The sequence below is a fragment of the Citrobacter sp. 50677481 genome (assembly GCF_001463265.1).
Lineage (GTDB): Bacteria > Pseudomonadota > Gammaproteobacteria > Enterobacterales > Enterobacteriaceae > Citrobacter_A > Citrobacter_A sedlakii.
Genome location: NZ_LNHZ01000057.1, coordinates 125,642 through 152,035, shown reverse-complemented (window position 1 = coordinate 152,035; position 26,394 = coordinate 125,642). Strand labels below are relative to the sequence as shown.

General features: G+C 58.2%; 21 protein-coding genes. 4 read left to right on the top strand and 17 right to left on the bottom strand.

Features of this window, described 5'->3' with window-relative positions:
* Positions 1 to 17: 17 nt before the first annotated feature.
* From eutB to maeB, 14 genes are all read right to left on the bottom strand, one after another.
* Entirely contained in the window at positions 18 to 1,379 is a 1,362-nt protein-coding gene (gene eutB, locus APU02_RS15590) for an ethanolamine ammonia-lyase subunit alpha (RefSeq protein ID WP_012906585.1), read from the bottom strand.
* Between the two features lie 11 nt (positions 1,380 to 1,390).
* A complete protein-coding gene (gene eutA / locus APU02_RS15585; protein ID WP_060570556.1) occupies positions 1,391 to 2,794 on the bottom strand; it encodes an ethanolamine ammonia-lyase reactivating factor EutA in 1,404 nt (467 codons plus the stop codon).
* Positions 2,791 to 4,017, bottom strand: coding sequence for an ethanolamine utilization protein EutH (gene eutH / locus APU02_RS15580; RefSeq protein ID WP_042290876.1), 1,227 nt, complete (start codon positions 4,015 to 4,017; stop codon positions 2,791 to 2,793). Before eutH ends, eutA begins: the two co-directional genes overlap by 4 nt.
* Positions 4,018 to 4,077: 60 nt before the next feature.
* Entirely contained in the window at positions 4,078 to 5,265 is a 1,188-nt protein-coding gene (eutG, locus tag APU02_RS15575; RefSeq protein ID WP_060570555.1) for an ethanolamine utilization ethanol dehydrogenase EutG, read from the bottom strand.
* Positions 5,255 to 6,094 carry an ethanolamine utilization protein EutJ gene (eutJ, locus tag APU02_RS15570; RefSeq protein WP_060570554.1) on the bottom strand — a complete coding sequence of 280 codons (840 nt, stop codon included), beginning with the start codon at positions 6,092 to 6,094 and terminating at the stop codon, positions 5,255 to 5,257. The genes eutG and eutJ overlap by 11 nt, the downstream gene beginning before the upstream one ends.
* A gap of 10 nt (positions 6,095 to 6,104) precedes the next feature.
* The gene (locus APU02_RS15565; RefSeq protein WP_060570553.1) at positions 6,105 to 7,508 is read right to left on the bottom strand and encodes an aldehyde dehydrogenase family protein; all 1,404 of its coding nucleotides are present in this window, start codon (positions 7,506 to 7,508) and stop codon (positions 6,105 to 6,107) included.
* Positions 7,509 to 7,519: 11 nt separating this feature from the next.
* A complete protein-coding gene (eutN, locus tag APU02_RS15560; RefSeq protein ID WP_042290880.1) occupies positions 7,520 to 7,807 on the bottom strand; it encodes an ethanolamine utilization microcompartment protein EutN in 288 nt (95 codons plus the stop codon).
* Between the two features lie 123 nt (positions 7,808 to 7,930).
* Positions 7,931 to 8,221, bottom strand: coding sequence for an ethanolamine utilization microcompartment protein EutM (gene eutM, locus APU02_RS15555; RefSeq protein ID WP_000387720.1), 291 nt, complete (start codon positions 8,219 to 8,221; stop codon positions 7,931 to 7,933).
* 36 nt (positions 8,222 to 8,257) lie between these two features.
* Positions 8,258 to 9,274, bottom strand: a complete 1,017-nt coding sequence (pta, locus tag APU02_RS15550) for a phosphate acetyltransferase (RefSeq protein WP_060570551.1) — start codon at positions 9,272 to 9,274, stop codon at positions 8,258 to 8,260.
* On the bottom strand, positions 9,271 to 10,074 hold the full coding sequence (gene eutT / locus APU02_RS15545) for an ethanolamine utilization cob(I)yrinic acid a,c-diamide adenosyltransferase EutT (RefSeq protein WP_060570549.1): 804 nt from the start codon (positions 10,072 to 10,074) through the stop codon (positions 9,271 to 9,273). Before eutT ends, pta begins: the two co-directional genes overlap by 4 nt.
* Positions 10,071 to 10,760, bottom strand: a complete 690-nt coding sequence (eutQ, locus tag APU02_RS15540) for an ethanolamine utilization acetate kinase EutQ (RefSeq protein WP_060570547.1) — start codon at positions 10,758 to 10,760, stop codon at positions 10,071 to 10,073. Before eutQ ends, eutT begins: the two co-directional genes overlap by 4 nt.
* Positions 10,735 to 11,217, bottom strand: a complete 483-nt coding sequence (eutP, locus tag APU02_RS15535; RefSeq protein WP_060570546.1) for an ethanolamine utilization acetate kinase EutP — start codon at positions 11,215 to 11,217, stop codon at positions 10,735 to 10,737. The genes eutQ and eutP overlap by 26 nt, the downstream gene beginning before the upstream one ends.
* Positions 11,218 to 11,229: 12 nt before the next feature.
* The gene (gene eutS / locus APU02_RS15530; RefSeq protein ID WP_042290888.1) at positions 11,230 to 11,565 is read right to left on the bottom strand and encodes an ethanolamine utilization microcompartment protein EutS; all 336 of its coding nucleotides are present in this window, start codon (positions 11,563 to 11,565) and stop codon (positions 11,230 to 11,232) included.
* 158 nt (positions 11,566 to 11,723) lie between these two features.
* Positions 11,724 to 14,003 (bottom strand): NADP-dependent oxaloacetate-decarboxylating malate dehydrogenase, encoded by a 2,280-nt coding sequence (gene maeB / locus APU02_RS15525; RefSeq protein WP_042290889.1) that lies wholly within the window; start codon positions 14,001 to 14,003, stop codon positions 11,724 to 11,726.
* A gap of 278 nt (positions 14,004 to 14,281) precedes the next feature.
* On the opposite strand from maeB, the gene tal reads away from it, so the two are divergent.
* Positions 14,282 to 15,232 carry a transaldolase gene (gene tal / locus APU02_RS15520; RefSeq protein ID WP_060570544.1) on the top strand — a complete coding sequence of 317 codons (951 nt, stop codon included), beginning with the start codon at positions 14,282 to 14,284 and terminating at the stop codon, positions 15,230 to 15,232.
* 20 nt (positions 15,233 to 15,252) lie between these two features.
* Entirely contained in the window at positions 15,253 to 17,247 is a 1,995-nt protein-coding gene (gene tkt, locus APU02_RS15515) for a transketolase (protein ID WP_060570543.1), read from the top strand.
* Positions 17,248 to 17,261: 14 nt separating this feature from the next.
* Here the strand turns inward: tkt and APU02_RS15510 are convergent, their stop codons facing one another.
* The 3 genes from APU02_RS15510 to aegA form a co-directional block, all read right to left on the bottom strand.
* On the bottom strand, positions 17,262 to 18,302 hold the full coding sequence (locus APU02_RS15510) for a DUF1176 domain-containing protein (protein ID WP_060570542.1): 1,041 nt from the start codon (positions 18,300 to 18,302) through the stop codon (positions 17,262 to 17,264).
* A gap of 123 nt (positions 18,303 to 18,425) precedes the next feature.
* On the bottom strand, positions 18,426 to 19,001 hold the full coding sequence (nudK, locus tag APU02_RS15505; RefSeq protein ID WP_042290897.1) for a GDP-mannose pyrophosphatase NudK: 576 nt from the start codon (positions 18,999 to 19,001) through the stop codon (positions 18,426 to 18,428).
* A gap of 166 nt (positions 19,002 to 19,167) precedes the next feature.
* On the bottom strand, positions 19,168 to 21,129 hold the full coding sequence (gene aegA, locus APU02_RS15500) for a formate-dependent uric acid utilization protein AegA (protein ID WP_060570541.1): 1,962 nt from the start codon (positions 21,127 to 21,129) through the stop codon (positions 19,168 to 19,170).
* A gap of 186 nt (positions 21,130 to 21,315) precedes the next feature.
* Here aegA and narQ point away from each other — a divergent pair, with 186 nt between their 5' ends.
* Positions 21,316 to 23,022, top strand: a complete 1,707-nt coding sequence (gene narQ / locus APU02_RS15495) for a nitrate/nitrite two-component system sensor histidine kinase NarQ (protein ID WP_060570539.1) — start codon at positions 21,316 to 21,318, stop codon at positions 23,020 to 23,022.
* 167 nt (positions 23,023 to 23,189) lie between these two features.
* Entirely contained in the window at positions 23,190 to 26,303 is a 3,114-nt protein-coding gene (gene acrD / locus APU02_RS15490) for a multidrug efflux RND transporter permease AcrD (protein ID WP_060570538.1), read from the top strand.
* The last annotated feature ends 91 nt before the right edge of the window (positions 26,304 to 26,394 follow it).

Here is a 26,394-nt window from a genome sequence, read left to right as displayed (position 1 = left end):
GTCTCATCCCCGCGTCATCAGAAGAACAGTGACGGATCGCCCGCCCGTTTGGTCAGACGACCGTTTGCCATAATGCCCATCGTTTCCAGCCAGCGTTCAAACTCCGGCGACGGGCGCAGGTTCAGCAACTGGCGCACGGTTGCGGTGTCGTGGAAGGCGGTGGTCTGATAGTTGAGCATGATGTCGTCGCCGAGCGGCATGCCCATGATGTAGTTGCAGCCGGCGGTGGCGAGCAGAATCATCAGGTTTTCGTTGAGGTTCTGATCGGCGTCGGCATGGTTGGTGTAGCAGCAGTCGCAGCCCATCGAAATGCCGCTCAGCTTGCCCATAAAGTGATCTTCCAGGCCCGCACGGATAATCTGGCGATCGTTATAGAGGTATTCCGGCCCGATAAAGCCCACCACCGTATTAACGAGGAACGGATCGTAGTGCCGCGCCAGCCCGTAGTTACGCGCTTCCATTGTCACCTGATCCGCGCCAAAGTTAGCGCCAGCGGAAAGCGCCGAACCTTGCCCGGTTTCAAAGTACAGGCAGTTTTCCCCGGCGATGCGGTTGAATTCCGCCCCTACTGCGCGCGCTTCATCCAGCATCGCCAGCTCGACGCCAAACTCTTTTAATCCCTTCTCGCTGCCGCAAATACTCTGGAAGATCAGTCCCCCCGGCGCGCCGCGGCGGATCGCTTCGATCTGGGTGGTGACGTGCGCCAGCACGCAACCCTGGGTCGGGATGTTGAACTTGTCGATGACGCCGTAAACGGTATCCAGCACGCGGCTTAAGTTTTCCACGTCGTCGGTGACCGGGTTGACGCCAATCACCGCATCGCCTGCGCCAAAAGAAAGCCCTTCATAGATTTGCGCGGCAATACTCTGCACATCGTCGCGGGTGTCGTTCGGTTGTAAGCGGCAGCTAAAGGTGCCTGGAATACCGATCGTGGTATTGGCCTTTTTAATCACCGGCATTTTCTTGCCGCCGTAAATCAGATCGGCGTTGGAACAAATTTTCGCCACCGCCGCCACCACTTCAGAGGTGAGTCCTTTACGGGTAAAAGCGATGTCGTCAACGGATGTTTCGTCGCTCAACACGTACTCGCGCAGTTCGCTGATGCTCCAGTTTTTAATGCGGTTATAAGCGGTTTCATTGACGTCATCCTGAATCAGACGCGTCACGCAGTCCTCCTCATAAGCAATCACCGGATTATTGCGAATATCCGCCACTGTCATTTCTGACAGTACCTGTTTCGCCGCCACGCGCTCCTGCGAACTTTGCGCTGCGACGCCTGCCAGCACATCCCCCGAACGCAGTTCGTTGGCCTTTGCCAGCACCTCTTTAACATCCTTAAACTGATATACATTGCCGAACAATGTGGTCTTTAGTTTCATAAGTCGTTCCCTCAGGAAGGAAATGCGAGTGATTTCACCGTCACCGGCACAACCGATCCGCCAAAAAGAGGCGTACCAATGTCGATATAGTCCCCCGCCCGCACGACCACCTCATCGATGACCGCCAGCGGGAGTTGCTGTAACTGCGGGCGCAACAACATGCCCAGGGCTTTACCAAAATCCTGCTCGGCCACCACCAGCAGGGGATGCGGATTGGGAAAACGCGCGACAAAAGCGGTCAGCGCGTCGATGACCGACAGTAACGCGGCGTAACGCACCGGAAGCGAGGCGGGCAGCGCCAGCACGTAAGCGTCGTTTTGGGGATCGAGATCGAGTTGAATGAGCGCCTGCTGCCAGGCATGCAACAGATCCGCGTCATCCTGCGGGATCGCCACTGGCAGATTGCGCAGCGGCAGTTGAACGTCGTCCAGCCAAATCGTACTGCCGGACAACGACAGCGTATGCGCCCCCGCGCCGATCACCGTGGCCCGCACGGTCTGCGCCGGAAACTGCACGTTCATCTCCCGCAGGCGGGGATGTTCGTGCAGCGCCGTCGCTAACAGCGGTCCGATGTCAGCAAAACAGAACGGATCGGCGGGCAGGTTGCGGTAGCATTCGCCCACTCCGCCGGAAAGCGTAATCACATCTGGTTTCGCCCCGGCAGGCAGCAGCGCGGTTTGCATCAGCGCCTGCGCCAGCGGTGACGGCGTGCCGTCAATGATTTCCACAATCAGTTCCGCCATCCGCTGCGTCACCTCAACGACCTGCGCCACAGTAAGTGTGCGGGCGTCAGTTCCTTCGCCGAACAGCGCTGCGACGATCTTCTGACCGGGTTGGTGAGCGTAAACCACGCGTCCCTGGCCGTCGGTTTCCAGCAGACGGCCCCCCACGTTCAGGCAGGCGGTACCGGTGACCTTTCCGGCATCAAACAGCGCGTAGTTCGACGTCCCGCCGCCGATGTCGATATTGAGCACCCGACACATCCGCTGCTCTGAAAGGGTTTGCGCGCCCGCGCCGTGTCCGGCAATCACCGACTCCAGATGGGGACCGGCGCTGGCGACGACAAAGTCGCCGAGCGACTGCGACAGCGCCATCACCGCCCCGCGCGCATTGCGGGTTTTCGCGCTCTCGCCGGTGATGATGATCGCCCCGGAGTCCACGGTTTCCGGCGCGATGCCGGCCGCCTGGTATTGTTCAAGGATTAATGCCCTGAGTTCGGCCTCTTTTAACCCACCCTGCTTATCGACAGGCGTAAAGAAAACCGGGCTTTGCCAGCTAATTTCGCGTTTAATGAATTCGTAACGAGGCACCTGCGACACCGCCGCGCGGTTGACCAGTTCCAGTCGTGAGAAGATCACCTGGGTGGTGGTGGTGCCAATATCGATACCAACGCTCAGTAGCTGGCGAGTGTTCACGATTGCGCCTCCACGTCGATTTCTGCCGGGACATTTTCATCTTTTGGCACCAGCATCATCGCCACGCCAATCGCCGTGACGCCGCCAATGAGCTTGCCGACAATCATCGGGAAAATCATCGCGTTCATGTTGGCTGCCGCGAAGCCTAAGTGGTCGCCCAGCGCGAAGGCGGCAGAGACGGCAAATGCGCAGTTGATCACTTTGCCGCGGGTATCCATCTGCTTCATCATGCCGAACATCGGGATATTGTTCGCCAGCGTCGCCACCATGCCGCCCGCCGCCATATTGTTGATTTTGAGCAGGCCGCCGACGCGCATCAGTGGTTTTTCGAACCAGCGGGTCAGCAACAGCACCATCGGATAAGCGCCGAGCAGCACGCAGGAGATAGAACCGATCACTTCGATGGCGCGCATCACCTCGCCGGGCGTGTCGCCAGGGGCCATGAAGATCGGATCAAGCCCAGGGATCAGATCCCAACCGAGCAGGAATTTGATCACCGCCGCCGCCAGGCCGATAGTGATCAGCGCCACGAGGAATTTGGCGAAGATCTGGAAGCCGCTGATCATCTTTTCCGGAATGAACTTCAACCCCAGCGCCACCAGCACCGCAACGATGATCACCGGGATCATGTTCATCAGGATCAGCGCGAAGGTAAACTCCACCGGCTGACCGTTGATCTCAACGCCGGAATACATTGCCACCAGCCCCCCGGCGATACAGCCGATGGGGATCGTCACGATGCCCGCCAGCACGCCGAGCGCCAGCCAGCGGCGGTCAGACGGCTCAATGATCCCCAGCGCCACCGGAATAGAGAAGACGATGGTTGGCCCCATCATCGCGCCGAGAATTAACCCTGAGTATAGCCACGCCGCCACATCGCCGCCCGCCAGCTCTTTGGCGAGGAAGAAACCGCCCATGTCGCAGGCCAGCAGCGTACCGGCAAACATTGACGGGTTCGCACCGAGCATTTCATACAGTGGAATAATCACCGGTCCGAGCAATTTCGCTAACACCGGCGCCAGCGCGGTCATACCAACCATGGCCAACCCCAGCGCGCCCATCGCCATAAAACCTTCTTCAAACTGTCCACCGGACCCTTCAATGCTTTTGCCGAATTTTCCGAGGAAACGCGCTGAACCGCCGAACTGTGACAGGATCCTGTCCACGGCGGCAATCAGCATAAAGAACATCATGATGTACATGATGATTTCGTTAATTCCCATAGCCTCTACTCCCTGTCTTTTGTGATTCGTGGGCCTGATGGCGCTGCGCTTATCAGGCTGTTAATGTGCCGCCGTGTACAGGTCGATAATCTGTTCCCGGCTGGCGGTGCGTGGGTTGGTGCGCAGACAAATATCCTCCAGCGCCCCCGTCGCCCAGCCGCTGTAATGTGCTGCTTCCGCGCCTGCGTCGCCGAGGCGCGTCGTCAGGCCCACTTCGGCGATCAGATCGCTCACCGCCGTGATGGCATCGCGATCGTCCGATTTCTTATTGGTCAACGCCCGCCCGATATGCGTAAAGCGTTCACGGCACACCATTCGGTTAAACCCCATCACTGTTGGCAGCAGCATGGCATTCGCCTGGCCGTGAGGGATGTGCAGCGTCGCCCCCGGCTGGTGCGCCATCGCATGGCACAGCCCCAGTCCGGCGCTGGAAAACGCCATTCCCGCCATACAGGAGGCAAGCAGCATACTTTCGCGCGCGGCGAGATCGTGTCCGTAGCCCACCGCTTTCGGCAGCGATTTGCCGATCATCGCTATCGCGCCAATCGCCAGGCTGTCAGTAAACGGGGAGGCATTCAGCGCGCTGTACGCTTCCACCGCGTGAGTGAGCGCATCAATACCGGTCATTGCCGTGACCGATGACGGCACGCCTTCGGTCAGCGCGGCGTCAAGAATCGCCAGATCCGGCATCAAAGAGGCATGCGCCAGCACCTGTTTGCGCCCGCTCGCCGCGTCGGTAATCACCGTAACGTTGGTGGTTTCCGATCCGGTACCGGCGGTGGTAGGCACCGCGATCAGCGGCAGGCGCGGACGCAGCGTGCTGGTTTGCGTCATCTCTGCCAGCGTCAGGCTGGGATTGGTGACCAACAGCGCGACCGCTTTTGCCGCATCCAGCACGGATCCGCCGCCAAACGCCACCACGCCGTCGCATTTAGCCTCGCGCAGCTGCGCAACCGCGGCACAGACGTCGGTAATACAGGGTTCCCCTGGTGGACACGACCAGACCGTCATCGCCACGCCCTTCATCGCCAGGCTGCGCTCAAGCGGCGCGGTCAATCCGGCCTGATGCAGAAAACTGTCGACCATCACAAACAGATGGCTGAGTTCGCGCGTCTGCGCTTCCTGTCCGCAAGCGCTCAACGCGCCGAGTCCACACAGCGTGACCGGCGGAACGCTAAAGGTTTTCACGCGTTGCAGATTCAGGGTATCGAATGCCTGAAAGAGCGCCGTCTGCAAGTCAGCTTGCATAGATTCCCTCCGCTTTCTCTTTCCCGCTGTTAGCGATAGCCAGCGGCGTCATAAACAGGCTGTGTTGGGGCAGATGCACCTGTAAAGTCGGGAAACGCTGGCGAAACAGTTCGCCCACTCCCGGCTGCATGCAGGAACCGCCCGCCAGCCACAGATCGTTAATCCCCTGCCCTTCAATGTGCCGGGCGACAATCTCCGCCATTTTTTCGTACACCGGCTTAACCACCGGCCAAATCTCCTGCGCATTACTGCGCTTGTACTGCTCGGCGTCCTCCAGCGGGATGCGCCGGTTTCCGGCAAGGGTCAGTGAAATGTGATGACCACCGGTCGCTTCGTCGGCGGACCAGGTCACGTCCCCCCGCTTCACGATGGCGATGCCGGTCGTGCCGCCGCCGATATCCACCACGCCGGCGTTATCGAGTTGCAGCAGATCCGCCACTGCAGTCGGTTCATCCAGCACGTGGCTCACCTCCAGCCCGGCCGACTCCAGCACGTTGATTGAAATGCGCGGATCGGTGCCCGGCGGGAATGAGGTCGCCGCATGGGTGAAGCGGCAGCCGAGCCGTTTTTCGAGCGTATCGAGATGACGGCGCACCAGGGTGACCGCGCCGAAGAAATCCCAGACGATGCCGTCACGCACGACGTCAGCCCAGTCGAGGCACACCGCGACGGGCTGCGCGTCGCCGTCGACGACCATCGACACTACGTCGCAGGTGCCCAAATCCACGCCCAGCCACAGCGGAGACTCGCTGTCAGCGGGCGTCTGATTACAGAGCTGCGCGGCTTTTTGCAGTCGCGGCGTCAGCCAGCGTTGTTCGTCGTGCGCCATGTTTTATCCCTTAAACGATTCTGAACGCATCCACCAGCACGCAACGACGCAGACGCACAAAGGTGCGCGCGCTGGTGACCCCTTCCCCGGTTGGCGTAGTGATGGTCATCGTGGTCCAGCCTTCGCCGCCCAGCCCCAGCCCGGCAATGCACGGCCCGTTTTTGACGAAAATGCTGGTATCAATGGCGTTGGCCATCTGGTTCATGTTGTCGATATTGCGCGAGTGCATAGCCGCCGTATGGTGACAGCCGCCTTCCAGCTCAACCGCCAACGCGATCGCCTCATCGACATTTGCCACCCGTACGACCGGCAGCACCGGCATCATCAGTTCGGTGACGGCAAACGGATGGCTGGCGGGCGTTTCGACAAACAGCAACCGGGTTGGCTCAGGCACCTTCAGACCAATGGCTGCCGCGATTTTCGCCGCGTCACGGCCCACCCAGTCACGGCTGACGGTGCCTTTGCCGCGTTCATCAATATTTTTCAGCAGTACCGGCTGAAGCTGTTCGGCCTGCGCGGCGGTCAGTTTCACCGCCTGTTGGCCTTCCATCAGGTGCATCAATTCGTCGGCAACGCTGTCGACGACAATCAATACCTTCTCGTCGGCGCAAATAATGTTGTTATCAAAGGACGCGCCTTTCACGATGGATTCGGCGGCGCGCGCGAGGTCGGCGGTCTCATCCACCACCACCGGCGGATTACCGGCCCCTGCGGCAATCAGCCGCTTGTTGGTGTGTTTACGGGCGGCTTCGACGACCGCTTCGCCGCCAGTGACCACCAGCAGGCCGATGCCCGGGTATTTAAACAGCCGTTGGGCGGTTTCGATATCCGGATTCGCCACCGTGACCAGCAGGTTCTCCGGGCCGCCCGCCGCCACCACCGCCTGGTTGAGCAGGGTGATGGCGCGCTGTGAAACGCCTTTCGCCGCCGGATGCGGGGCAAACACCACGCTGTTGCCGGCAGCAATCAGGCTGATGGCGTTATTAATCACCGTCGCCGCCGGGTTGGTGGACGGCGTCACCGAGGCCACCACGCCCCACGGCGCGTTTTCAATCAGGGTCAGTCCGTTATCACCGGTCAGTACCTGCGGCGACAGACATTCCACACCCGGCGTACCGCGCGCCTGGGCGATATTTTTGGCCACTTTATCTTCGACACGGCCCATGCCGGTTTCTTTGACGGCAAACTCCGCCAGTTCTCTGGCGTGTTTTTCGCCCGCCTCACGAATGGCGTGAATCGCAAGCTGGCGCATCGCCACGCTTTTCAGCCCCTGCTGGGCGATTTTTGCGGCTGCCACCGCATCATCCAGGGAGGCAAAAACGCCCATTTCATGAACGGCGGCCACCGGATGGCTGCTGTCCTTCATTTTCAGCAGCACCGCTTTTACCACCTGTTCAATGTCCTGTTGATTCATGATGTTCAGTCCTATTTATGGAAAATCACCTGACCGCCCGCCACCACTTCATCGACGATGCCAATGACGCACAGATCCACCGGCGAGGCTTCACTGCGGTGCGCCTGACGCGCCGAGCTGCCGCTGACCAGCAGTACCCATTCGCCGGTACCCGCGCCGATACTGTCGATAGCGACAGCGCACTGCCCGTCCGGGTTGCCCGCAGCATCAATCATCTCGACCATCAGCAGCTTGTCGTGGGCCAGTCCCTGATGGCGGACGGTGCAGACGATTTGTCCTGTAACGACAGCCAGTTTCATACCCGCCTCCTTGTTGCCGGATGACCGCGCCTGGCGCCTTATCCGGCCTACACAATCCGAACGCCGTGGGTGGTCTCCCGTAGGCCGGATAAGCACAGCGCCATCCGGCACCACGTTTCATGCTTAGATGTTGCTGTCGCCTTTGAAGCTGATCGGGAAGACTTCTTCCAGATCGCCATGCGGACGTGGGATAACATGTACTGAGACCAGCTCGCCAATGCGCTGCGCGGCGGCGGCGCCAGCATCCGTTGCCGCTTTGCACGCCGCGACGTCGCCGCGCACCATCGCGGTCACCAGACCACCACCAATCTGCTTCACACCAACCAGTTTCACGCGCGCGGCTTTCACCATCGCATCAGAGGCCTCAATCAGTGCAACCAGGCCCCGGGTTTCAATCATTCCTAAAGCTTCCATTGTGTTTTCCTCTCATGGGGTCCAGAACGGGACCGTTTATACAACCAGGGTTTGCGAATCGCGTACGCGGCTCGCGTCAGTCTGGCGCGGCACCGCAGCCACCAGCGCCAGTTCGATAATTTCCTGTACGCTACAGCCCCGTGACAGGTCATGTAGCGGCGCGGCCAGCCCCTGAATCAGCGGCCCGACAGCGCGGTATCCTCCCAGACGCTGGGCGATTTTGTAGCCGATATTGCCCGCCTCCAGCGACGGAAAGACCATCACGTTGGCGTTGCCCCGCAGCGGACTGTCGGGCGCTTTTTGCGCGGCGACCTCCGGCACGAAGGCGGCGTCAAACTGCAGTTCACCGTCCACCTGCAGTTGGGGCGCGCGTTCCCTCACGATCTCTGTCGCCTGCTGCACGTTAGCGACGTTAGGATGACGGGCGCTGCCGTGGCTGGAAAACGACAGCATCGCCACCCGCGGCTCGTCGCCGGTAATGGCGCGCCATGACGCCGCGCTGGCGATGGCGATATCCGCCAGTTGCGCCGCCGTGGGCTGCGGCACCACGCTACAGTCGGCAAACCCTAACGCTGGCCCAACGTACTGCGGCAGCATCAAAAAAATGGACGACAAGGTTTTGCAGCCAGGCTGAAGGCCAATGATGCGTAGTCCGGCGCGCAGCACGTTGGCTGTCGATGACAGATTGCCCGCAATGCACACATCAGCGTGCCCCGCGCTGACCATCGCTGCGGCAAACATCAGCGGGTCGCTCAGTTTTTCCACCGCATCCGTCGGCGTTTTTTCGCCTGCTTTTGCCAGCCAACGGCGGGCAAAATCCTCGCGCATTGCGGGATTGCTTTGTGGGTCGATGACCTGAATCCCGTCCAGGGCCACGCGGTGGCTCAACGCAAACTGACGCAGAGCGAATGGGCTGGCGACCAGAACCGGGCGCGCCAGCCCCTGCTGTTGCAGGTAGTGCGCCGCTTTTAACACGCGCGGGTCTAACGCATCCGGAAACACCACCCTGGCAGGCGCCTGTAAGGCCAACTGGCGGGCGCGTTCAATGATCATTGTTCACCTCCCAGTCGCTGTTGGATCTGACTGACGGTAAGCGGCTGCGTCGCGACGGACAAAATCATCATCACGTAGACCGCGCTGGAAAGGCGGTTCAGCGCCTGCATGATGTCCGGTCGCAGAACCTCAAAACTGCGGTTGATAAAGACCTGCGCGGCAATGGTTTCCGTTTCGCGCACTTTGGTGCGTAGCAGGTTAAGCAGCGCCGCGTCGCGCCCGTGGCGGGCTTCCGGCACCAGATGGTCGTGGTCGAGATAGCGCAACGGCTGATGAGAAAGGCGGTGCAGATCGTCTTCGTTCAGGCCGACAATCGACTGCGCCGCCAGCGGCTCGTCCATCGCGTCGGCGCGCATAATATTGCCAAGCCGCGAACGAATATCCGCCAGCCACGGTTGCCAGAGGTCCGACAGTTCTGTTTGCAGCCACACAGTCAACGCGATAGTGCTGTCCAGCGCGGCGCGAAAACCCAGGCGCGGATCGCTTTTCGCGACCATTTTGTCCGCCGTCAGATGGGTCAGCGTGTCGGGCTTCTCCTTCACCGGCTGGCGGCACAGTTCGCAGCAGGCCTGCGGATGGGTGTCGCTGCTGGTCAGGCCGTGCACCGGCTGCAGTTGCTGTTGCTCGTCGTCGATGAACAGGCGGCCCTGCTCATCAAGAAATTTGATGCGCAGACGGCGACTTTCCAGCAGTTCACGGGCAGAGGGCGTCAGGCGGGCGTCAGCGGGAAGATGGATCTCCGCACCCTCGCTGAGCGTATGGTTCGCTCTGAGCCATGCTTCGGTGATGAAGTCGTTCATACCGATTGCCAGTTCGCAGGCCACGCTACGTACAGGAAACGCACGGTCGTCGGCGTGCCAAATTCAATGCTGGAGCCTTTAGGGATAAACATGACGTCCCCGGCTCTGGCGATCAGGGTTTCGCCTTCATGACGCACATGCAGTTCGCCTTCCAGCACCATGTCGATTTCGTCGTAGTTCAGCGTCCACGGGAAGAAAGCGTTGTCCCACTGCATAAATCCGGCGGCCATGCTGCTGCCATCCTGCTCAGTCACCAGATCGGTTAAGCCCACGCAGTGCGGTTCGGCGCCGTCAAAACGACCAAACTTCACGCTGCTGCCGTCAACAACCTTGATTCCGCCTTTGCCGGTAACGGATTTAAAGCCCGGCTGCATCCCGGCCTGCTCCAGCGACTGTTTTTCTTTCAGCACTTTCTCCATCAGTTGCGAAACCAGGCTTTCGGTGAACTGCCCTTCCGGCAACTGCGCTATGATGGTTTCACGAATGCGCTGGGTATCGGATTTGTCCGCGTCCGCGCTGCTCGTCGTCGGGGCAGATTCGTCGCATTCCGTTATCGTCACGCCCAGCAGTTCCGCGACCTCTCGCGCTTCCGGGGTGATAATGCTGGCGCGCAGGACCACCGACATCGCCTGTTCGCCGCGTGCATGAGCCGCACGTATGTCATTCGCTGTGATGAGTTTTTTCACCTGCCCCTTCCTCCTTTTGGCTAAGCTCACTCAGATAGTCCACCAGATGCTGTACGCTGCCCGGATCCTGGCTGTTGAGGGCAAAAATCGGCTCTGCAAAGCCCATCCCGCGCAGTAACGCCCGCGTAGCAGGCACGTCGGCATCCGGCCTGTCCGTTTTGCTGATCACCGCAATGTGTCGTTTACTGGCGCCAATATCTAACAGCCCGGCAGGTAAGCGACTTTCTCTGTCATTTGCCGCATGGACATAAATCAACGTGTCGACGTCCTGCAGCGTGGTTATTAAGGCGTGGTACCAGCGGGGATGGCTGAAATATTCCCCGGGGGTGTCAATATCGCCGTCGGCATTAAATTCCACGGCCTGCGTTTTCCTGGCGAGGGAATAATTTCCCTGCAGCGCGTTAAAAAGCGTCGTTTTTCCCGCGCCTACCGCCCCCACAAACGCAATACGTTTCATACCGGCTCCGAATTAGCTTTTGGTCAGCTCACACAGGGTAAAATTTAATAAGCGCCCTAGTCCGCTGACCGTTTGCAATAATGCTTCCTCTACCGCGCCGACGGTTCCATAAATCACCAGCGCGCCGCTGAACCGGTCGAGAAAGCCGATATGGACATCGGCGGCTTTCATCGCCAGATCGCCTGCAATCATGGCGGTCTCACCTGGCGTCAGCGTCATAATGCCGATAGCGCCTGCCTCGGGAACGCCGATCTTTTTCGCCAGTTCTTCACCTGGATGCGCAATGAGATGCGCCAGCGTGACCTGTTTACCCGGCACAAATTCCTGAATGATGCGTTCTTTATCCATTGGCCACCGCCCCTGTTGAAACTGGTCTTATCGTGGCAATTTTTTGCTGGGGTAAATAACAAAATTCGGCAAGGTGATTTAAAAGGTGAAGGAGATCACTATTACGCAGAAATAAAAAAGCGCGGGAGAGACCCGCGCCGAAATGAATTAAAGTGAAATTACAGCGGTTGCGTTTGTGCTTCAACGACCGCCAGCGCCACCATATTAACAATCCGCCGCACAGAGGCGATCGGCGTTAATACATGTACTGGCTTCGCCACGCCCATTAATACTGGCCCGACGGTCACGCCTTCAGAACTGGAAACGCGCAGTAAGTTGTAACTAATACGTGCCGCTTCCATATTCGGCATCACCAGAATATTGGCGGAACCTTTCAGCGGACTGTCCGGCATCCGGTCATTGCGAATACTTTCCACCAGCGCCGCGTCACCGTGCATTTCGCCGTCGATCATCAGTTCCGGAGCCCGTTGTTTGATCAGCGCCAGCGCTTCGCGCATTTTGCTGGCCGCTGGCGCATTGGATGACCCAAAGTTGGAATGCGAAAGCAGCGCCACCTTCGGCTCAATACCAAAGCGACGCACCGACTCCGCCGCCATCAGGGTGATCTCCGCCAGCTCTTCCGGCGTCGGATCTTCATTGACATAGGTATCGGCAATGAAGGTGTTACCGCTCGGCAGCAGCAGCGCGTTCATCGCCCCCGCCGCATGCACGCCTTCACGGTAACCGAACACCTCTTTGACCACGCTGAAGTGCTCATGGTAGTCACCGATAGTGCCGCAGATCATCGCATCGGCTTCACCGCGTTGCACCATGATCGCGCCAATGGCCGTATGATTGCCGATCATCGCCCGCTGCGCCTGCTCCTGGGTGATCCCTCGGCGCTTCATGATCTGGTAATACTCGCTCCAGTACTCTTTGAAACGCGGATCGGATTCGTTGTTGACGATCTCAAAATCAACGCCCGCTTTGATCTGTAATCCCAGCTTCTGGATGCGCATCTCGATCACGCCCGGACGGCCAATCAGGATGGGCTTCGCCAGTCCCAGGGTCACTAACTCCTGGGTGGCATGCAGCACGCGCGCCTCTTCCCCTTCCGGCAGCACCACGCGCTTCGGCTCTTTGCGCGCCTGGGAGAAGATCGGCTTCATAAACAGGTTGGTTTTATAGACAAATTCGGTCAGCTTATCGACATAGACGTCAAAGTCGGCGATGGGCCGTTTCGCCACGCCGGAGTCCATCGCCGCTTTCGCTACGGCCGGGGCGATTTTAACGATTAAACGCGGATCGAACGGTTTCGGAATGATGTATTCCGGCCCGAAACTCAGATCCTGATCGCCATAGGCCGAGGCCACCACTTCGCTCTGCTCGGCGTGGGCCAGTTCGGCTATCGCATGTACCGCCGCCAGCTTCATCTCTTCGTTGATTGCGGTGGCGCCAACGTCCAGCGCGCCGCGGAAAATGAACGGGAAGCACAGGACATTGTTCACCTGATTCGGATAATCCGAGCGTCCTGTACAGATAATCGCGTCCGGGCGAACCTCTTTCGCCAGCGGCGGCAGGATTTCCGGTTCCGGGTTCGCCAGCGCCAGAATCATTGGCGCACGGGCCATTTTCTTGACCATCTCCTGGGTCAGCACTTTCGGGCCGGAGCAGCCGAGGAAGATGTCCGCGCCGTCAATGACATCATCCAGCGTGCGTTTGCCGTCATCATCCACCGCATAGGCCGCTTTGGTTTCCGCCATGTTCGGCTCGCGACCTTTGTAGATCACGCCTTTCGAGTCGCAGACCACAATATTGTGTTTTTGCATCCCCAGCGCCACCAGCAGGTTCATACATGCGATAGCCGCCGCGCCCGCGCCGGAAACGACCATTCGCACATCGGAGATGTTCTTTTCCACCACCCGCAGGCCGTTCAGAATAGCGGCTGTGCTGATAATGGCGGTTCCGTGCTGATCGTCATGGAACACTGGAATGTTCATCCGTTCACGCAGCTGTTGTTCAATATAGAAACATTCCGGCGCTTTAATGTCTTCGAGGTTGATGCCGCCGAAAGTCGGTTCCAGCGCGGCCACCACGTTGATAAATTTATCCGGATCCAGCTCGTCGACTTCGATATCGAACACGTCGATACCGGCAAATTTTTTGAACAGTACGCCTTTGCCTTCCATCACCGGCTTACCGGCCAGCGCGCCGATATTGCCTAAGCCGAGCACTGCCGTACCGTTAGAGATCACCGCGACGAGGTTGCCGCGCGCGGTGTATTTGTAGGCCGCCAGCGGATCTTTTTCAATTTCCAGACAAGGGGCCGCGACGCCCGGCGAGTAGGCCAGCGCCAGATCGCGCTGGGTCGCCAGAGGCTTGGTTGGAGAGACCTGGATCTTACCGGGGACAGGGAATTCGTGGAAATCAAGCGCGCTTTGTTTTAACTGGTCATCCATCTTGTTGTTCCTTTTCACGTAACGATCAAAAAATGAGACGCAACAGCCTGGTGCGCCGCACATTATCACCGCTGTGCGGGGCGCAAACTTTGAAGGTCGCCAAACTCTTACGACTCAAAATAATGAAATTGTAATCAACTCATAACAACCATGTTACCCGGTTGCGCCAGCAATACCATGCCTGTCTGCTATGCTTTTTTGTTATGCAGTTCATGAATTTTCCAGAAGTGTGAATTAACGCACTCACCTAACACTTTACTTTTCAAGGAGTATTTCCTATGAACCAGTTAGACGGCATCAAACAATTCACTACTGTCGTGGCGGACAGCGGCGACATTGAGTCGATTCGCCATTATCAGCCCCAGGATGCCACCACCAACCCTTCGCTGCTGCTGAAAGCGGCGGGTCTTGACCATTACAGCCACCTGATCGACGACGCCCTCGAATGGGGTAAAAAACGCGGTAAAACCCAGGAGCAGCAGGTCGCGGAAGCCTGCGATAAGCTGGCGGTCAATTTTGGTGCGGAAATTCTGAAAAGCATCCCCGGTCGCGTATCGACCGAAGTCGATGCCCGCCTCTCGTTCGATAAAGAAAAAAGCATCGAGAAAGCACGTCATCTGGTCGACCTGTATCAGCAGCAGGGCATCGAAAAATCACGCATTTTGATCAAGCTGGCCTCCACCTGGGAAGGCATTCGCGCGGCGGAAGCGTTAGAAAAAGAAGGCATCAACTGCAACCTGACGCTGCTGTTCTCTTTCGCCCAGGCCCGCGCCTGCGCTGAAGCGGGCGTGTATCTGATCTCCCCCTTTGTCGGGCGCATCTATGACTGGTATCAGGCGCGCAGTCCGATGGATCCGTATGTGGTGGATGAAGATCCGGGGGTGAAATCCGTGCGGAACATCTATGACTACTACAAGCAGCACCGCTATGAAACCATCGTCATGGGGGCCAGCTTCCGCCGTACCGAACAGATTCTGGCGCTGACAGGCTGCGACCGCCTGACCATCTCCCCTGACCTGCTGAAACAGCTGCAGGAAAAAGAAGAACCGGTCATTCGCAAGCTGGTGCCCTCTTCGCAAACCTTCCATCGTCCGACGCCGATGAGCGAAGCCGAATTCCGCTGGGAACATAACCAGGACGCAATGGCGGTTGAAAAGCTGTCAGACGGCATCCGTCAGTTCGCCGTCGACCAGCGCAAACTGGAAGACCTGCTCGCTGCCAAACTTTAAACACTGCCACGGAGAGAAATATGTCCCGTAAAGAACTTGCCAACGCCATTCGCGCGCTCAGTATGGATGCCGTGCAGAAAGCCAATTCCGGCCACCCCGGCGCCCCGATGGGGATGGCCGATATTGCCGAAGTGCTATGGAACGATTTTCTCAAGCATAATCCGACCGATCCCACCTGGTACGACCGTGACCGCTTTATTCTCTCTAACGGTCATGCCTCGATGCTGCTCTACAGCCTGCTGCACCTGTCCGGCTACGACCTGCCGCTGGAGGAGTTAAAAAACTTCCGCCAGCTACACTCCAAAACGCCGGGCCATCCGGAAATCGGTTATACGCCGGGTGTAGAAACCACCACCGGCCCGTTGGGTCAGGGGCTGGCGAACGCCGTCGGCCTGGCCATTGCGGAACGCACTCTCGCCGCGCAGTTCAACCAGCCGGATCATGAGATCGTCGACCACTTCACATATGTGTTTATGGGCGACGGCTGTCTGATGGAAGGGATTTCACACGAAGTGTGTTCGCTGGCGGGCACGCTGGGTCTCGGCAAACTGATCGGCTTTTACGATCACAACGGCATTTCCATTGATGGCGAAACCGAAGGCTGGTTTACCGATGACACGGCTAAACGGTTTGAAGCCTACCACTGGCATGTGGTGCATGAAATAGACGGCCACGATCCGGAAGCGGTGAAGAAAGCGATTCAGGAAGCCCAGAGCGTGAAGGACAAGCCGTCGCTGATTATCTGCCGTACGGTTATTGGTTTTGGCTCACCGAACAAAGCAGGTAAAGAGGAGTCGCACGGCGCAGCGCTGGGCGAAGAAGAAGTCGCGCTGACCCGCCAGAAGCTGGGTTGGCGCCATCCGGCGTTTGAGATCCCAAAAGAGATTTATCGCGCCTGGGATGCCCGTGAGAAAGGCGAAAAAGCGCAACAGCGCTGGAAAGAAAAATTTGCCGCCTATGAGAAGGCGTATCCGGATCTTGCCGCCGAGTTTAGCCGCCGGATGAGCGGCGGCCTGCCGGAAGCCTGGGAAGAGACGACGCAGAAATTCATCAACGACCTGCAGGCGAATCCGGCGAAAATCGCCACCCGCAAAGCCTCGCAAAACACGCTCAATGTCTATGGACCGCTGCTGCCGGAGCTGCTTGGCGGCTCGGCGGATCTGGCGCCCAGCAACCTGACCATCTGGAAATGCTCCACCTCGCTGAAAGAGGACCCCGCGGGAAATTATATCCATTACGGCGTGCGCGAATTCGGCATGACCGCCATCGCCAACGGCATTGCTCATCACGGCGGATTTGTCCCCTACACCGCTACCTTCCTGATGTTTGTCGAGTATGCGCGAAACGCCGCACGCATGGCGGCGCTGATGAAGGCGCGGCAGATCATGGTGTATACCCATGACTCCATTGGCCTGGGGGAAGATGGCCCGACCCACCAGGCGGTGGAACAACTGGCGAGCCTGCGCCTGACGCCGAACTTCAGCACCTGGCGACCATGCGATCAGGTTGAGGCGGCGGTCGGCTGGAAGCTGGCGGTGGAACGTCATAACGGTCCAACAGCGCTTATTCTGTCACGTCAGAATCTGGCGCAGGTCGAGCGTACGCCGGAGCAGGTAAAAGAGATTGCCCGCGGCGGCTACGTGCTAAAAGACAGCGGCGGCAAGCCGGACATCATTCTGATCGCCACCGGTTCGGAGATGGAAATTACGCTGCAGGCGGCGGAAAAGCTGACCGGCGAAGGACGTAACGTGCGGGTGGTTTCGTTGCCTTCAACGGACATTTTTGATGCCCAGGACGAGACATACCGTGAGTCGGTGCTGCCGTCAAACGTGACGGCGCGCGTGGCGGTCGAAGCCGGTATTGCCGACTACTGGTACAAATACGTCGGCCTGAAAGGCGCAATTGTCGGTATGACGGGTTACGGGGAATCGGCGCCTGCCGACAAGCTGTTCCCGTACTTTGGCTTTACGGTCGAGAATATCGTTGCGAAGGCGCAGAAAGTGCTGAAGGCCTGATATCTGTCTTCACCTTAGCGCGTAATCCACAGCGTGGGCCAGGCATCTGGCCCATGCCAGCCATCGCAGCTCGGTTCTTCCGCGTAACGCACCAGGCGAAAACGTTGACCGTCAAAGCGCCAGCGGGTCTGAATACCGCAATCCGTCATTCCCCGCCCCTTCGCCAGAGTTATCAACTCGCGGGATTTCTCATCAAAACTGGCGTTCATCAACTCCATGTCATTGCTCCCCGACCCGTTTTTAAACGGCAGACGCAGACGAACAGCGTGGGAAGCCAACGGTTTTTTGCGCGACACAACCCACGCCAGATCGACGGTGTTCCACGCGCCGGCTTCGCAGGCAATCATCATCAGGGCTTTATCATCGGTGAGCGCAGTGACGCGGACATCCCGGCGCGACGGATCAAGCGAACAGCGAATACCGTTCATTCGCCAGTTACCGTAATCGAGCAGATCGTTTCGTTCTTCAAGGGACAGCGGCGTGGGCGTGGGGTTAACTACCGCCACGCCTTTCAGTGCGGGCGCGGGCGGCACGCTGAGGGGCGGATCGTCGCCTTTATCAATCCACGCCGTTTCGCTTCCCACGCGCTTTTGCTGCGCGTCAATAAACAGCAGCGCGGCCTTCAGCCCGGTTAACGAAATGCGCTGACTGCCTTTACGCAGGGTAATCGCGTCGCTTTCCTGAATCGTCTGCAGAAACTCGCTTATCGTCGCCGTATCGTCAGTCATGAGATGCCATGCCGTGACGCGCCAGCGCTGGCCGTTCAGGGCCAGAGGATGACCGTCAAGCAGCAGTCGCGGCGCGATCTCTTTTTCGCCCTCTGGCGTTTTTAAGCCGCCAAGATCGATACGCAAAACGGCGTCAGTATGTGCGCCTGCGCTACGGCTGAGGGTCATCACCAGACCGCCATGGTCACCGGTATTACGCGCAATGCAGAAGTTTTGGTTATTACAGGTCACCTGCCAGTCAGAAAAGGCCTGCTGCGCCGGGGCCGCCCATAACAGTCGACCCGGAAGCAGGCCGAGCAGGAAAAGGAAAATGACGCGATAGCGCATGGACGGTGATAACCCCAGAAGTCAAACGAGCAACAGGTCGTATCTTCGTTGCGCAGTTAGCCATCCTCAATCGGATTTATCGGATTGCGTCAATAATTCGTAAAGAAATATAACCTTTAATTATCAATCCATTAAATGCGAAGAATGCAAATAGTTAAGCAATAACACGGTCTTACCGTCTCGTATCTCGCCCGTTTTAATCATCTCCAGCGCCCGGGTAAAGGGAAGCTCCAGCACGTCGATCTCTTCATCTTCGACGCCGCCACCCGCATTTGCGCGCTGGCTGTCACTGTACTCAGCAATAAAGAAATGGATCAGTTCCGTGACGCCGCCGGGGGACATATACAGCTCAAATAATTTACGCACTTCGCCGACGGCGTAGCCGGTTTCTTCAATGGCCTCTTTGCGGATACAGGCTTCCGGCTCATCGTTGTCGAGCAGTCCGGCGCAGGTTTCAATGAGCTGTCCGCTTTCATTGCCGTTAACCCAGGTCGCGACGCGGAACTGACGGATCAGCACCACCGTTTTTTTCTCAGCGTTATACAGCAGAATGGTCGCGCCGTTGCCGCGGTCGTACACTTCGCGCTTGTGACGAATCACCTCGCCGCTTGAGCGGGTCAGATCGTAGGTGATATTGCGCAGGATGAAATAGTTATCAGAAAGGATTTTGTCTTTAACGAGGGTAATTTTTTGCGACATACCGGCTCCACAGCGTAAGGTGAGAAAACATACTACGCCGCGGATCCGGATTTGTCTGCGTGGGATTACGCTGAATTATGTGCGATGCCGGACGACGCCGAGCGTCTTATCCGACATCAGGAGCGCGAAGTCGACGCCTGCTTAACCCCCCCATCAGGCACAGGGACTATTCCCCCAGCCAGTCGATAATCCCCTGCGCGGCATGACGCCCTTCGGCCATCGCGGTCACCACCAGATCTGCGCCGCGTACCGCATCACCACCGGCGAAGATTTTCGGGTTAGTGGTCTGGTAGCGGTAGGCGCTTTCAACGTTTGCCGCTATGCGTCCCCAGCTATCCACCTTCACGCCGTGGGTTTCCAGCCACGGCATGCCGTGCGGATGAAAACCAAACGCCATGATCACCGCGTCCGCGGGCATCACAAACTCGCTGCCGGCGATGGGTACCGGACGGCGGCGGCCCTGGGCGTCCGGCTCGCCAAGCTCGGTACGCAGGAAGCGCACGCCGCAAACCCGGCCTTCGGCATTCAGTTCCAGCTCAACAGGCTGAACGTTAAATTCAAAATTAGCCCCCTCTTCGCGCGCGTTCTTCACCTCTTTCTTCGAGCCGGGCATATTGGCTTCGTCGCGACGGTAGGCGCAGGTCACTTTGCTTGCACCGTGACGCAGCGCGGTACGCACGCAGTCCATGGCCGTATCTCCCCCGCCAAGCACCACGACGTTTAACCCGGCGGTATTGATGTACGGTTCATCCGGGTGTTCATCCAGCCCCATCAGCTGTTTGGTGTTGGCAATAAGGAACGGCAACGCGTCATACACGCCCGGCGCATCTTCGTTAGGTAAGTCGGCTTTCATCGAACGGTAGGTCCCTACGCCGACAAACACCGCGTCGTATTCGTCCAGTAGCGTCTCCAGCCTGACGTCGCGACCTACTTCGCAGTTCAGCTCGAAATGAATGCCCATTGCGCTGAAGATTTCCCGGCGGCGCGCCAGCAGCGATTTGTCGAGTTTAAACGCCGGAATGCCGAAGGTCAGCAGCCCGCCGATCTCCGGATGCCTGTCGAAAACCGTGGCGCTGATGCCGTGACGCGCCAGCACGTCCGCACAGGCCAGGCCCGCCGGACCCGCGCCGATAATCGCCACCCGTTTATTACTTTGCCGTACGTCGCTGAGGTCCGGTCGCCAGCCGTTTGCCAGCGCGCGATCGGATATGTAACGTTCAATATTGCCAATGGTCACCGCGCCATATTCGTCCCGCACCGTACAGGCCCCTTCACAGAGACGATCCTGAGGACAAACACGCCCGGTGATTTCCGGCAAGCAGTTGGTTTGATGAGAGAGTTCTACCGCCGCATCAATGTCGCCAGCCTTCACCCGTTCAATCCACTGTGGAATGTGATTGTGCAACGGGCAGGTCCACTCACAAATGCTGTGCTCGCCGCATTTCAGGCAGCGCGACGCTTCCTGCTTTGCCTGCGCGCTGCGAAACGGCAGGTAGATTTCATCAAAGCCGGTTTTGCGCGCGTCAATGGCCAGCTTATCCGGCTCACCGCGCGCAGGCGTGGCGCGCATCTGCTCGATTTTGCTGATACCCGGCGATGTTTGTCCTCCTGTTTCCGCATGCCAGGGCTGGATTTCCTGGCGCGCGGTACGCAGTCGTCGCGCTTTCGCCAGGCGGGCTAAGCTCCCTTCCGTCACCAGTTGCAGCGCGTCCGCCGGGCAGTTTTCCACGCAGGCCGGTCCGTTTTCGCGCCCTGCGCAAAGATCGCACTTGTAGGCGGTCGCGTTAACCTGATCTTTCGCGACCGGCGTCAGGACAATCTGCATCGCGCCAAACGGGCATGCCACCACGCAGGATTTACAGCCAATACATTTTTGCGCATTGACCTGTACGCTATCGTTAATATGGCTGATGGCGCCGTTCGGGCAACTGCGGGCGCAAGGAGCATCCTCGCAGTGGTGACAGGTGACGGCACTGCGCTGATGCTGGTGCTTGATGACCGCGATCCGGGGCCGGTAATGTTGTTGACTCAGGACGTGTTGCTCATCATTGTGGGCCATAACGCAAGCCACTTCGCAGGCATGGCATCCCAGGCACTGTTGGCTGTTGGCCATAATAAAACGGTTCATGGCGACCTTCTTTTTTGGTTGTAAAAACCTTATTCTTTACGTGTTATTACCGACTAAGCAGGGCGTCGGCAATGTTCATCTGCCCAGGAAGCACAACTATTTCTACAGAACCTGAAGCAGATCAATTTATTTCAGCTTCAATGAAACTGCGTTTCATCCTGAACACGGTTAAAGGAACTCACGCCAGTGATCGTCAAACGTCCCGTCTCGGCCAGCCTGGCCCGGGCCTTTTTTTACATTGTTCTGCTGTCGATTCTGTCCACCGGCGTAGCGCTGTTAACGCTGGCGAGCAGCCTGCGCGATGCCGAGGCGATTAACGTCGCCGGTTCGCTGCGCATGCAGAGCTACCGGCTGGGTTACGATCTGCAAAGCCGCAGTTCGCAGTTGACCGCCCATCGCCAGCTTTTCCAGCAGGCGTTGAACTCTCCCGCTCTCAGCAATCTGAACGCCTGGTACGTGCCGCAGGCGGTAAAAAGCCGCTACGGGCAACTGCACGCCAACTGGCTGGAGATGAATAAGCGGCTGATTGACGGCGATTTACCCTGGTATCAGGCCAACATTAATGCCTATGTCGATAAGATCGATCTGTTCGTATTGGCGTTACAGCACTACGCCGAACGCAAGGTCATGCTGGTTGTCGGCACGTCGCTGGCGGGCGGCATCGGTATCTTTACCCTTGTTTTTTTCACCCTGCGACGTATTCGCCATCAGGTAGTACGTCCGTTAAGTCAGTTGGTGATGGCCAGCCAGCGTATTGAACACGGCCAGTTCGATTCCCCTCCGCTGGAAACCCATCTGCCGAACGAACTGGGGTTGCTGGCGAAAACCTTCAACCAGATGTCGAGCGAGCTGCACAAGTTGTACCGTTCGCTTGAAGCCAGCGTGGAGGAAAAAACCCGCGACCTGCACGAGTCCAGACGTCGCCTTGAGGTGCTTTACCAGTGTTCGCAAGCGCTGAATACCAGCCAGATTGACGTTCACTGTTTTCGTCATATCCTGCAAATTGTGCGCGAAAACGAAGCCGCCCAGTTTCTGGAACTGACCGTTGGCGAGAACTGGCGCATCAGCGAAGGCGAAAAACAAGCCGAATTGCCGATGCAGATCCTGCCGGTCACGATGCAGGACACGGTTTACGGTGAACTGCACTGGCAAAGCCAGAACGTGAACAGCGCAATCCCCCTGTTGAACAGTGTTTCAACGATGCTTGGGCGCGGCTTGTACTTTAACCAGGCGCAAAAGCATTTCCAGCAGCTGTTGTTGATGGAGGAACGAGCCACTATCGCCCGCGAACTGCACGACTCGCTTGCGCAGGTGCTCTCTTATTTGCGCATCCAACTGACGCTGCTGAAGCGTTCGATTCCGGAAGATAACGCCCCTGCGCAGTCAATCATGGATGACTTCTCCCGGGCGCTGAATGATGCATACCGCCAGTTACGCGAACTGCTGACGACCTTCCGCCTGACGCTGCAGCAGGCCGATCTTCCCTCCGCGCTGCATGAGATGCTGGAAACACTGCAAGGTCAGACGCCCGCGAAACTGACGCTGGACTGCCGCCTGCCGACGCTGGCGCTTGACGCGCAGATGCAGGTGCATTTACTGCAAATTATTCGCGAAGCGGTCCTTAACGCGATGAAGCACGCGAATGCCAGTGAAATCGCCGTCAGTTGCGTGACCGCGCCGGATGGCGATCATACGGTCTATATTCGCGATAACGGCGTGGGCATTGGCGAACCGGATGAACCGGCAGGGCATTACGGCCTGAATATTATGCGGGAACGTGCGGAACGGCTTGGCGGCACGCTGAGTTTTTCTCAACCGTCCGGCGGCGGCACGTTAGTGAGCATTAGCTTTCGTTCGACAGATTCGCAAGACGATACCGCACATCTGACGTAGAATTTCACAAAACCGGACGTAAGCGCGCAGGAAGCTGACAAACGCCGCAAAGAGGCATGATAATTTACATTATCTCCTTTTTTTCTCCACGTTTGGTTTGTGCCTTGCCGCTACAGTGAAGCACATCACACCGATAAGTTATCAAGAAAAATGAGGTCCTCTTTCTGATGGCGAATTTCTTTATCGATCGCCCCATTTTTGCCTGGGTGCTGGCTATCCTGTTGTGCCTGACAGGAACCCTGGCTATTTTTTCTTTGCCGATTGAGCAGTATCCGGACCTTGCGCCGCCCAACGTGCGCATCACCGCTAACTATCCGGGCGCATCCGCGCAAACGCTTGAGAACACCGTTACCCAGGTCATTGAGCAGAACATGACCGGCCTCGACAATTTGATGTACATGTCATCACAAAGCAGCGGGACCGGCCAGGCCTCGGTGACGCTGAGCTTTGTCGCCGGAACCGATCCGGATGAGGCGGTTCAGCAGGTGCAAAACCAGCTGCAGTCGGCCATGCGTAAGCTGCCGCAGGCGGTGCAGAATCAAGGCGTAACCGTGCGTAAAACCGGGGACACCAACATTCTGACTATCGCCTTCGTCTCCACCGACGGCTCAATGGATAAGCAGGACATTGCGGACTACGTCGCCAGTAATATCCAGGACCCGCTAAGCCGGGTTAACGGCGTGGGCGATATTGATGCTTACGGTTCGCCATATTCAATGCGTATCTGGCTGGATCCCGCCAAACTCAACAGCTACCAGATGACCGCGAAAGATGTGACCGACGCCATTGAATCGCAAAACGCGCAGATTGCGGTGGGTCAGCTCGGCGGTACGCCTTCCATTGATACTCAGGCGCTGAACGCCACCATTAACGCCCAGTCGCTACTGCAAACCCCTGAACAGTTCCGCGCCATTACACTGCGGGTGAATCAGGATGGCTCGGAAGTGACGCTGGGAGACGTCGCCACCGTCGAAATGGGGGCGGAAAAGTATGATTATCTCAGCCGCTTTAACGGCCATGCGGCCTCCGGGTTGGGGGTAAAACTGGCCTCTGGCGCGAATGAAATGGCGACAGCGACCCAGGTGCTCGCGCGGCTGGATGAACTGGCGCAGTATTTTCCGCACGGGCTGGAATACAAGGTCGCCTATGAAACCACCTCCTTCGTGAAGGCCTCAATCGAAGATGTGGTGAAAACGCTGCTGGAGGCCATCGCGCTGGTGTTCCTCGTGATGTATCTGTTCCTGCAAAATTTCCGCGCCACACTGATCCCCACTATCGCCGTACCGGTGGTATTGATGGGGACCTTCTCGGTACTTTACGCCTTTGGCTACAGTATCAACACCCTGACGATGTTCGCGATGGTGCTGGCTATCGGCCTGCTGGTCGATGATGCCATTGTGGTGGTGGAGAACGTCGAACGCATCATGAGCGAAGAGGGACTTTCCCCGCGCGAAGCGACGCGTAAGTCGATGGGACAAATTCAGGGGGCGCTGGTCGGTATCGCGATGGTGCTCTCGGCGGTATTTGTGCCAATGGCATTCTTCGGCGGCACGACCGGGGCAATCTACCGCCAGTTCTCCATTACGATTGTCGCGGCGATGGTGCTGTCGGTGCTGGTGGCGATGATCCTCACCCCTGCCCTGTGCGCCACGCTGCTAAAACCGCTGCATAAAGGGGAGCATCACGGGCAGACAGGCTTCTTCGGCTGGTTTAACCGCACCTTTAACCGTAACGCCGAGCGCTACGAAAAAGGCGTGGCGAAGATCCTTCACCGCAGCCTGCGCTGGATGTTGATTTACGTGCTGCTGCTCGGGGGAATGGTGGTGCTGTTTCTGCGTCTGCCGACCTCCTTCCTGCCGCTCGAGGATCGTGGGATGTTCATCACCTCGGTGCAGTTGCCGAGCGGTTCTACGCAGCAACAAACCCTGAAAGTGGTACAGCAGGTCGAAAAATACTTCTTTACCCACGAAAAAGAGAACGTCCAGTCCGTGTTTGCCACCGTCGGCTCCGGCCCCGGCGGCAACGGCCAGAACGTGGCGCGAATGTTTATTCGTTTAAAAGACTGGGACGAGCGCAACACCACGACCGGCACATCGTTTGCCATTATCGAGCGCGCGACCAAAGCGTTTAACCAGATTAAAGAGGCGCGGGTGTTTGCCAGCAGCCCGCCGGCTATCAGCGGCCTGGGCAGCTCTGCGGGTTTCGACATGGAGTTGCAGGATCACGCCGGGGCCGGTCACGATGCCCTGATGGCCGCGCGCGACCAGTTGTTGCGGCTTGCGGCGAACGACAACCAGTTGACTCGCGTACGCCACAACGGTCTGGACGACAGCCCGCAGTTGCAGATCGATATCGACCAGCGCAAAGCTCAGGCGCTAGGCGTCTCTATTGATGACATCAACGATACGTTACAAACGGCCTGGGGGTCGAGCTACGTCAACGACTTTATGGACCGCGGGCGCGTAAAAAAGGTGTATGTTCAGGCGGCGGCGAAATACCGTATGCTGCCGGAAGACATCAATCTGTGGTACGTGCGCAACAACAGCGGCGGCATGGTGCCCTTCTCGGCCTTCGCCACCTCGCGCTGGGAAACGGGCTCGCCGCGACTGGAGCGCTATAATGGCTACTCCGCCGTTGAAATCGTCGGCGAGGCGGCGCCTGGCGTCAGCACCGGTACGGCGATGGACGTGATGGAGTCGCTGGTACGCCAGCTTCCAACCGGATTTGGGCTTGAGTGGACCGCGATGTCGTATCAGGAACGGCTGTCCGGCGCACAAGCACCCGCCCTTTACGCCATTTCGCTGCTGGTGGTATTCCTGTGCCTGGCGGCGCTGTATGAAAGCTGGTCTGTGCCGTTCTCGGTGATGCTGGTGGTGCCGTTGGGGGTGATTGGCGCCCTGCTCGCCACCTGGATGCGCGGTCTGGAAAACGATGTCTATTTCCAGGTAGGACTGTTGACGGTGATTGGTTTGTCAGCGAAAAACGCCATTCTTATTGTGGAATTCGCCAATGAGATGAACGAAAAAGGCCACGATCTGCTGGAGGCCACGCTGCATGCCTGTCGCCAGCGCTTGCGACCTATCCTGATGACCTCGCTGGCCTTTATCTTCGGCGTACTGCCGATGGCGATCAGCAACGGCGCAGGCTCGGGGGGTCAGCATGCGGTCGGTACCGGCGTGATGGGCGGGATGATCTCGGCGACAATTCTGGCTATCTACTTCGTACCGCTGTTTTTCGTGCTGGTGCGCCGACGCTTCCCGTTGAAGCCGCGTCCGGAATAAACAAACAAAAAGGCGACCTGCCAACGGGTCGCCTTTTCAGTGTGATGCGTCTCACACGATCTGTTCTGTTATTTGGATGCCTTTCCAGAAT